1 protein-coding gene is annotated in these 2,995 nt (G+C 43.2%); it reads left to right on the forward strand.

Features of this window, described 5'->3' with window-relative positions:
- Window positions 1-2,995, forward strand: a 2,995-nt coding sequence (locus tag ACYVFA_RS19605) for a beta strand repeat-containing protein (RefSeq protein ID WP_460473554.1), incomplete at both ends; no start/stop codon positions are given.

Consider the following 2,995-nt stretch of genomic DNA (forward strand, 5'->3'; position numbering starts at 1 on the left):
AATCACGAAAGGTACGACACCAGACGCGCCAGTGATCGCAACTACTAAGAATGCCTTGTGTAATAATGAGACAACTGTCTTAACAGCGACTAATTGTACAGGCACAGTGAAGTGGAGTAACAATACCACAGGCACGAGCACCACAGTAAGCACAGCAGGAACATATACAGCAACTTGTAGCGATGTTTGTGGAGAAAGTGTAGTGTCTAATCCTTTAGTAATTACCAAGGGAAGCACACCAACTGCACCAATTATAGCAGCTCTTAAAAATGCATTGTGTGATAATGAAAGCACAACATTGACTGCAACAGGATGTTTGGGTACAGTGAAATGGAGTAATAATGCAACAGGCGCAAGCATCACAGTGAGTGAAGCAGGTACCTACACAGCAACTTGTGTGACCACTTGTGGCACAAGTGCAGCATCGAATGCGGTAATTATCACTACAGGAACAAAACCAACTGCACCGATTATTTCGAGTGATAAACCTAGTTTGTGTACAGGAGAGACAGCGACCTTGTCGGCAACGGGCTGTAGTGGTACAGTGAAATGGAGCACCAATGCAACAGGCAACAGCATCACAGTAACACAGACAGGTACTTACAGTGCTGTATGTAGCAATGATTGTGGCAATAGTGTGTCATCGAATGTGGTAACGATTAATCCTGGTAGCAAGCCAAATTCACCAGTGATAGCGACGACCAAGACAAGTCTATGTAACAATGAGACTACAGAGTTGACAGCGACTAATTGTACAGGCACAGTGAAATGGAATAATAATGCAACAGGTACGAGCATCACAGTAAGTACAGCGGGCACATACACAGCAACTTGTACGACTAATTGTGGAACAAGTGATGCATCAAATGTGCTTACAATCACGAAAGGTACGACACCAGACGCGCCAGTGATTGCAACTACTAAGAATGCCTTGTGTAATAATGAGACAACTGTCTTGACTGCGACTAACTGTACAGGCACAGTGAAGTGGAGTAACAATACCATAGGTACGAGCACTACAGTAAGCACAGCAGGAACATATACAGCAATTTGTAGCGATGCTTGTGGAGAAAGTGTAGTGTCTAATCCTTTAGTAATTACCAAGGGAAGCACACCAACTGCACCAATTATAGCAGCTCTTAAAAATGCATTGTGTGATAATGAAAGCACAACATTGACTGCAACAGGATGTTTAGGTACAGTGAAATGGAGTAATAATGCAACAGGCGCAAGTATAACAGTGAGTGAAGCAGGTACTTACACAGCAACTTGTGTGACCACTTGTGGCACAAGTGCAGCATCGAATGCGGTAATTATCACTACAGGAACAAAACCAACTGCACCGATTATTTCGAGTGATAAACCTAGTTTGTGTACAGGAGAGACAGCGACCTTGTCGGCAACGGGCTGTAGTGGTACAGTGAAATGGAGCACCAATGCAACAGGCAACAGCATCACAGTAACACAGACAGGTACTTACAGTGCTGTATGTAGCAATGATTGTGGCAATAGTGTGTCATCGAATGTGGTAAAGATTAATCCTGGTAGCAAGCCAAATGCACCAGTGATATCTACTACGAAGACGAGTCTATGTAACAATGAGACTACAGAGTTGACAGCGACTAATTGTACAGGCACAGTGAAATGGAATAATAATGCAACAGGTACGAGCATCACAGTAAGTACAGCGGGCACATACACAGCAACTTGTACGACCAATTGTGGAACAAGTGATGCATCAAATGTGATTACGATTACAACAGGTACAACGCCAAACATGCCAGCGGTCTCTACTAACAAGACAAGTTTATGTAACAATGAGACGGCGACCCTAACAGCAACAGGATGTAGTGGTACAGTTAACTGGAGTAATGGTTCAACAGGTTCAAGTATCAATGTCAATACAGCAGGTACTTATACAGCAACTTGTAGCAATAGTTGTGGTACAAGTGGTACATGTTCACCTGTAATAATTACAACAGGTACAACGCCAAACGCACCGAAAGTTGCAAGCAACAAAACAAGTCTATGTAATAATGAGACAGCAACGTTGACGGCAACTGATTGTACAGGTACAGTAATCTGGAACACCAATGCAACAGGTACAAGCATCATAGTAAGTACAGCAGGAACATATACAGCAACTTGTAGCAACAGTTGTGGCAAAAGTGCAGCATCAAACGTGATAACAATCACGATAGGTACAACGCCAGATGCTCCAACGATTGCGACGACCAAGCCAAGTCTATGTAATAATGAAACGGCAACCTTGACGGCAACCGGATGTAGTGGTACTGTGAAATGGAATACCAATGCAACAGGTACAAGCATTACAGTGAGTACAGCAGGAACATATACAGCAACTTGTAGCAATGGTTGCGGAACAAGTGTAGCATCAAATGTGATAACAATCACAACTGGAGCAACACCACAAGCACCAACTGTAACAGCTAACAAAACAAGTATCTGTGGGGCTGAAACAGCAACGTTGACAGCAACAGGTTGTACAGGAACATTGGAATGGAGCACAGGAGCCACTACAAGTAGCATTACTGTAAGTGTAGCAGGAACTTACTCAGCTAATTGTAAAAACAGTTGTGGAAGCACACCATCTAACTTGGTAGTGATTACTAAGGTAACTGAGCCAACTGCACCAATCATTAGTGCTGACAAACAAAAACTGTGTGGTAATGAAACCGCTACTTTAGTGGCCGCAGGATGTACAGGAACAGTGAAATGGAACACAGGTGCAAGTGGTAGCAGTATCACAGTAAATGCACCAGGTACCTATACAGCAACTTGTACAAATGCATGTGGAACGAGTGGAGCATCAAATATCCTTACGATATTCCCAGGTGGCAATCCGGAAGCACCTGTCATTGCAACAAACAAAACAAGTCTATGTAACAATGAAACGGCAACGTTAACAGCAACCGGATGTAGTGGTACAGTCAAATGGAATACCAATGCAACAGGTACAAGTATTACAGTAACA

Source organism: Emticicia fontis (assembly GCF_054779675.1).